We start from the raw sequence: 5,654 nt of genomic DNA on the forward strand, positions 1-5,654 counted from the left end.
CCCTGATCCCAAGTCGAATAGGGTACCAGTTAGATTGATTTGAAATGATTTGTTTATTTTTTGACAGAGTAGAAAAAAAACATTTTAAACAGAAAAGGCGCATTTTCATGCGCCTCTTAGCTTAAACGTTCGACCTGTTGGGTGGTCTTTGTGATCCCGCTGGGATTMGAACCCAGGACCCCAACATTAAAAGTGTTATGCTCTACCAGCTGAGCTACGGAATCATCCTTTCAACTTCTTCGATACTGTAACCGTTTCCGTTTTAAGTGGTGCAAATATAGGAGTATTTAATATAGTCCGCAAGTGCTTTTTTCAAATAATTTAAAAGTATTTCCTAAGGCATTAATTGCCAATAAACTACATTTTTAATATGGCTATTTTACCGCCATTTCCAGCCAATAACACCAGTTTTCCGCGTTTTGCTTTACGGCAAACATTAAAACTGGTGGCATCAATTTGCTTCCATGTTTTGCCTCCATCGGTAGTTATATTACTACCAGGGGTGCCCGTCGACAGAAAAACGCCATCATTTATATACTCCACACATGACTGAAAGCCTGCCGGACCTTTGTTTGGTGAACTAAACGAAGTTATATTATAAATAGTTGCTACCGAATCTGTTTTTTTATCCTTTGCATAATCTCCGCCTAAGATAATAGCCTGATCTTTCCCTATCGACATTGAAAATGCCCCCTGGCTACTTTTGCCATGAGTAAGCGATAATTCTGTGTAACTCCACTTATTATTACCGGCAGGTAAAGTGATCATTCGTGCCACTTTACCACCAGAAACAATGCTCACCACCCCGTTTTTACTTACCCTCAAACAAGTTCCGCTTGCGGCAAAAGCTGCTTCTCCGGGCAAAGCATTTGGTGCGTTTTTCATTTCAGTCCACGTTTCTCCACCATCTTTGGTTTCCATAAGCAGGAATTTGTTGTTAATCGGGTCGCCCAAAATATACCCATGTTTGGCATCGGCAAAATCCATAGCATCAAAAAAGTAAAGGCTATCGGTTTTACGATATTTCTCCTGCCAACTTTTTCCGCCATCAATAGTTTTTAATACTATTGACGGGGTGCCAGAACTCATGATCAAAGCTTCCTTGTCTGAAAAGGCTTCTATATCTCTAAATTCGGAATTTTCATAACCTTTTATCTGCTGCCAGTCCCATTTTTTTCCGCCACTGTTGGTTATGGCTATATATCCATTGCTGCCACTTATCCAAGCTGTTTTATCATTTACAACTGATAAGCCTCGGATACTTGTGGGTTTGTCACGTTGTAAAAGCATTATATTTTGGGCCTTTGCAATAAAAGAGAAGAATATAAAATGAAATAAAATGCTGAAAATGAGTTGGTAATTGATTTTCATTTATTGACGTATGAAGATTAATGTTTATCCGAAATTAAATTTTAATAACACAAGTAACAACAAGTGGTCAATTTTTGTATTATTTAGATTGCAATTTGAAGGAAACGATTATATTTGCACGCTTATTAATAAAATAATGTTGATATTGAATGCCAGGGTTTACTAATAGTGTTTATCCCTGATTAAAATTGAAGCATTCAAGGAATAAGCCCGGATGGCGAAATTGGTAAACGTTGCGGTCTCAGAAGCCGTTGAGAATTGTCTCTTGAGAGTTCGAGTCTCTCTTCGGGCACGCCTAATGTAGGGGAAGCAGTCTTAGGCCAATAGTTATGTAACAATTGACCTAAGACTGTCGACTTCTAAAAAAAGCCCAGGTGGCGAAATTGGTAGACGCACCATCTTGAGGGGGTGGCATTCGTAAGGATGTACGAGTTCGAATCTCGTTCTGGGCACGTCAAAAACACTATTATGCTTATTAAAGAGAATTATTGGCAGATTGTTTAAATTTCTGCTCATAGTACCATTGAGATAAGTAAACACCATCACTCCAACTCAACTTGCCATCGGCTGCTATTTGTGCTATAAGAACAGATAAATGGTGTAGAATACCCGGCTTAATATTTTCGTCGACCGTTTTCATGACCTCTAAAGCTGCTTTTACTATGGCTTCAGGTTGGGTTAAATTTAATGAACTTTCAACTAACTTTAATTCCATTAAAAAAATCGGGAGTGACTGTCTGAGTTTATCTCTTATAACATTATCAATATTACCTGGAATAAGCGTAGTTATAATATCGCCCGTTGGTGAATCAACAAAAGTTTTAATATTCTCAGTTATTATTACACCTATTTGTATAGCTGTTTTGAGCTCGTTCGGGAGACTGTTGAAAACATTTTTGATCTTGTCCCATATTTTTTTTAAAAAAGTTTTTAAGCTCATAGTTTTTTATTGTCTTTAAGTTTATTTACTTCTTGTTGCAGTAGGCTTACCTGGCTCTCAAGGACTTTCAAACGGACCTCATTTACACGAGTTGTTGTTTCCTGTGTAGCCCTAACATTAGATATCTCCCACTTAAGCTGAAAGTATGAAGTCATAACAGATATTACAATACTTACGGTACTTATGATGGTTACCATAATATTTTTAATGGTAATGCCTTTAATTTCACGATGTTCAATAGTTGTCATAATTTTTTAAATAAAATACTCTCCAGGACTCTTCTTTTTGTTAATGCATCGCACACTACCTTTCTACCTGTATGCGGATCTGTTATTTTATTCCATGGAACAAACCAGTTGGCAGCAGTAGCATAATCTTTCATATTCAATTTTTGTAGTAACGTTGATTGTAATAAAGCATGAGTTCCTAAATTATAAGTGAAGGATACCAATGCATCATATTGGTTTTGTGAAAGGGGAACAAGTACATAGCTATTCACTGCATCCTCAAATTGACCCAGGGTATCAAGTAAAAGTGAATCAGCTAACTCTTCATTGTCCAACTTATCGCCCGGTATTACAGCTTTACCGTTTGCATATCTTGTTGAACCGTATCCAATGGTCCATACTCCGGCTTTATCTTTATAGGCATGTAAAACCAAGCCTTCAAAGTTCTTTATCAATGCGATTCCGTTTTTACTTATTTTCATTATAGTTTTGCTGATATTATACTTGCCGGAGTAAATAATTGTTTACCTAAATACGCCACACCTGCTGCTACACCTGTATGCCATATTGAGGTAAAATCAAAAATAAATTGCCCTTTCTCAACCGACTCAGCAACCATGGAAAATACAGTACTGGCCGCGGCCACTATTGCCCCTTTTAAAATATCCTGTGTGTTTAAGCTTAAAAAGCTTGAGGTGATTTTTTGCATGATCTTATTTTTTAATTGTATAAATCCTGAATAGTTTAGCGCTTAGTGCTTCAAGCTTGGCCACACTGTCAATGGCTGCTTTTCCATTCATGCACTGTTTCCTAGCCGCACACCCCATAAAGGATGCAACCACCATTATTATTAATATCTTTTTCATATTTATTTAAATACAGTTACTTTAATGATTATACCAGGATGTCGAATTAGACCTATATTGTCTATCTTGATATTGAGAGAGGAGTGTATTACCGCCCAAGACAGTGTTTATGGTTACTGTATTAGCACTTGTATCTGTTTTGGTAATATATATTGTATATCCTGCAAAAGTTACGGCCGAAGGCATTGTGATGGTTACATTTCCATTTGTTGCATCAACATATAAATCAAGCGTTGAATTTTTACCAGTTACAAAATCACCAGAAACGATCGTGTAATTAGCGGTTTTTGATAAAACATTATCAAGGGTTGATATATCACTGGTTAAAGCAACAGTTCCACTTTTATCTGTAGGCCAGTTTATAGTAGCAGTTACAGATTGTGCAGATGGATATGCTATATACAATGGCGAGGAGCTTGGTGATATATAAGATATTTGATCTCTTCTATACGCTGTAAATTTCGTTCCGGTTAAATCAGAAAATACACCAAAACCACTAGCCTCTTGTGCGCTATATATAGTGCCGTTATGTACACCTATATTGCCTGCACCAGTTAAAAGGATATTACTTGTAAATGTTGCAGCTCCCGTCCATGTTTTATTTCCTGCTATACCTGTTTGATTTGTGCTATTATCTATATAGTTACCTAATTGCCCAAAGGCAACAGCCTGTGAAGCTATAGTAGCATTCGGTACAATAGGAGATACTGAAAACGTATTATTACCTCCCCAGGTGTTTGCGCTACCAAATAAGTCAAAATAAGCAGGGGCCGCACTTACTGTACCATTACCTGTTGAAGTTAAAAACTTTGTAGTTGTAGTGGTATTACCAGGTAACCTTGTCTCCACACCTGATACTCCAGCATAAGATAAATCACCCAAAGTGGTATTTGGGTTTGAAGCAAAACTAATAGTAGCTCCGTTTCTTCTGCCTCTGAATTGAGCTATTGAACTATTGTACCAAATACCTCTGTCGCTTACAAAGCCCGGGTCACCTGCTATATTGGGGATACGCACCATTTGACCGCCATTAAAATCCACAAGTTTATCGTTCCTTACAGCTATTGCCGCTGTACTCGAAAGTGGTGTGCTTGAATTTGTAACTACTAATGAAAAATCCGTGTTTGATGTAGTTAAGCCCTGTAATAATGTAGTAGCAATACCTCCAGAACCACCACCTACATTAAATGCACCTCCTGCCTGAATTATAAACTGACCATTGTTTAAGAATCTGTAACGGGGCGTGTTACCACTATCATATATATTTAATGCAGATTCCGTACCGGTAGTTAAGCCCTTAATATACACCCTTGATGACGCACTGTATGTACCCGGTTTAACGCCTATGCCTAACGATGTGCCGTTATACTGGAAGGTCGTGTCTGAAGTTAAAAATCCATTTAAATCAGCGAATGTAATATTATTCCGTGGTATCCCAGCGGACGTTGCTGCTGTTAATTTTTGTCTTACTGTTAAAGTACTATCGGTTATAAATTCATGTAAGCCATCCCGGTAATACGCGCCCTCAATAGGCGTTAACAATGTTTTACCTTTATTTACTATAACAGATGATGTAGTATCATTACCACCCGCTATATGACTAAAGGCCAAAGGTGTATTTACTCCAAAACCCGTCTTATCAAAAATATTATAAGTAGTTCTACTCTTTTCAACCTGTACAACATTCTGAGCAGCTTCATCCCCCATGTAATTTAGCCCCGGTTGCAGATAATGTAATCCGTCGGAATACATCCAGCCTTTTGCTTTAAAGCCGTAAGAACTACGTGATACTACCTGTGTCCAGGTGTCAGCCTGTGCTACTGTTTCATCGGCGTCTCTTACAGCCTTAAAATAATCAGTGCCAGAATTAGTTTTACTTATCCTTAAAATATAGAATGGTATTTTAGGATAATAGCCCCGCCAAAATGATATGAAGTCAGTAAGGGTGTCCCTATACATTTTAGCCGTTTCTGTACCCATAAATATTGGGAATGCGTCTTGCTCACCTTGGTGCCATAATATAAATATTTTGCCAATTTTATACCCGGCCGCCTTTGCAGCGGCTATTGCGGCTGCTACTGTATCCCTCGCCTGATACCTTAACGTACCTGATGAACTCCAGTTGCCTTGCCCAATATCAGCTTCCGGACACATTGCGGAGCCTCCTTTAGCACGTGGCACAAATAATATTTTGCGGCCGGTCAGTTTATAATATCGTGCTGCAAATGCTGGCCAAGGACTGCCGGTTAT

The 5,654-nt window shown here is 38.2% G+C and carries 7 protein-coding genes and 3 tRNA genes; 2 read left to right on the plus strand and 8 right to left on the minus strand.

Annotated elements, in window-relative coordinates; translation table 11 throughout:
- Positions 1–151: 151 nt before the first annotated feature.
- Both AC1DRQ_RS29030 and AC1DRQ_RS29035 read right to left on the minus strand, forming a co-directional pair.
- A tRNA-Lys gene (locus tag AC1DRQ_RS29030) sits at positions 152–224 on the minus strand.
- 133 nt (positions 225–357) lie between these two features.
- Entirely contained in the window at positions 358–1,371 is a 1,014-nt protein-coding gene (locus AC1DRQ_RS29035; protein ID WP_429395666.1) for a WD40/YVTN/BNR-like repeat-containing protein, read from the minus strand.
- Positions 1,372–1,579: 208 nt separating this feature from the next.
- Between AC1DRQ_RS29035 and AC1DRQ_RS29040 the strand changes: the two genes are divergently transcribed.
- Both AC1DRQ_RS29040 and AC1DRQ_RS29045 read left to right on the plus strand, forming a co-directional pair.
- A tRNA-Leu gene (locus AC1DRQ_RS29040) sits at positions 1,580–1,663 on the plus strand.
- A gap of 76 nt (positions 1,664–1,739) precedes the next feature.
- A tRNA-Leu gene (locus tag AC1DRQ_RS29045) sits at positions 1,740–1,823 on the plus strand.
- 23 nt (positions 1,824–1,846) lie between these two features.
- On the opposite strand, the gene AC1DRQ_RS29050 is transcribed toward AC1DRQ_RS29045, so the two are convergent.
- The 6 genes from AC1DRQ_RS29050 to AC1DRQ_RS29075 all read right to left on the minus strand — a co-directional run.
- Positions 1,847–2,311, minus strand: a complete 465-nt coding sequence (locus AC1DRQ_RS29050) for a hypothetical protein (protein ID WP_429395669.1) — start codon at positions 2,309–2,311, stop codon at positions 1,847–1,849.
- A complete protein-coding gene (locus AC1DRQ_RS29055) occupies positions 2,308–2,559 on the minus strand; it encodes a hypothetical protein (RefSeq protein WP_429395671.1) in 252 nt (83 codons plus the stop codon). The genes AC1DRQ_RS29050 and AC1DRQ_RS29055 overlap by 4 nt, the downstream gene beginning before the upstream one ends.
- Entirely contained in the window at positions 2,556–3,020 is a 465-nt protein-coding gene (locus AC1DRQ_RS29060; protein WP_429395674.1) for a lysozyme, read from the minus strand. Before AC1DRQ_RS29060 ends, AC1DRQ_RS29055 begins: the two co-directional genes overlap by 4 nt.
- Positions 3,020–3,247, minus strand: a complete 228-nt coding sequence (locus tag AC1DRQ_RS29065) for a hypothetical protein (protein WP_477429256.1) — start codon at positions 3,245–3,247, stop codon at positions 3,020–3,022. The genes AC1DRQ_RS29060 and AC1DRQ_RS29065 overlap by 1 nt, the downstream gene beginning before the upstream one ends.
- A 4-nt stretch (positions 3,248–3,251) precedes the next feature.
- Complete coding sequence (locus tag AC1DRQ_RS29070; protein WP_429395679.1) at positions 3,252–3,404, minus strand: hypothetical protein; 153 nt, start codon at positions 3,402–3,404, stop codon at positions 3,252–3,254.
- Positions 3,405–3,425: 21 nt separating this feature from the next.
- On the minus strand, positions 3,426–5,654 hold a 2,229-nt coding region (locus AC1DRQ_RS29075; protein WP_477429258.1), incomplete at its 5' end, for a sialate O-acetylesterase.

Source organism: Mucilaginibacter sp. P4_E8, assembly GCF_056401495.1.

Bases quoted from the DNA above. Each gene is read 5' to 3' on its own strand.
- AC1DRQ_RS29065 (WP_477429256.1), bottom strand. From the start codon at position 3,247: ATGCAAAAAATCACCTCAAGCTTTTTAAGCTTAAACACACAGGATATT.
- AC1DRQ_RS29060 (WP_429395674.1), bottom strand. From the start codon at position 3,020: ATGAAAATAAGTAAAAACGGAATCGCATTGATAAAGAACTTTGAAGGC.
- AC1DRQ_RS29055 (WP_429395671.1), bottom strand. From the start codon at position 2,559: ATGACAACTATTGAACATCGTGAAATTAAAGGCATTACCATTAAAAAT.
- AC1DRQ_RS29070 (WP_429395679.1), bottom strand. From the start codon at position 3,404: ATGAAAAAGATATTAATAATAATGGTGGTTGCATCCTTTATGGGGTGT.
- AC1DRQ_RS29035 (WP_429395666.1), bottom strand. From the start codon at position 1,371: ATGAAAATCAATTACCAACTCATTTTCAGCATTTTATTTCATTTTATA.
- AC1DRQ_RS29050 (WP_429395669.1), bottom strand. From the start codon at position 2,311: ATGAGCTTAAAAACTTTTTTAAAAAAAATATGGGACAAGATCAAAAAT.